Source organism: Adlercreutzia sp. DFI.6.23 (assembly GCF_024462535.1).
In the GTDB taxonomy this organism is placed as follows: Bacteria; Actinomycetota; Coriobacteriia; order Coriobacteriales; family Eggerthellaceae; genus Adlercreutzia; species Adlercreutzia rubneri.
The window spans coordinates 1-287 of the sequence record NZ_JANGBP010000825.1; the positions used below are offsets into that span (position 1 = coordinate 1).

General features: G+C 65.9%; 1 protein-coding gene. It reads right to left on the minus strand.

Features of this window, described 5'->3' with window-relative positions:
* Window positions 1–287, minus strand: a 287-nt coding sequence (locus NE591_RS15615; RefSeq protein ID WP_256157145.1) for a cytochrome ubiquinol oxidase subunit I, incomplete at both ends; no start/stop codon positions are given.

The following is a 287-nucleotide window of genomic DNA, read 5'->3' on the forward strand; positions in this document are numbered from 1 at the left end:
CATATACCACCCGGCCACAGCCATGGCCACGAACGCGCCCATGATGAGCAGAGCGTCCACGGTATGGGTGTAGCGGGCGAAGATGGACGGGTTGAAGGCCGCCGAGAAGAAGTCGGTGATGACGGCCTCGGTGCCGTCGGCGTTAAGCTCCGCGCCGGCCGGCGTCTGCATCCCGGAGTTCGCGATGAGGATCCACAGCGCCGATAGGCACGACCCGGCCCACACGAGCCACGAGGACACCATGTAGAACTTCGGGCTCACCCGCTCGCGCCCGAACAGGAGCACAC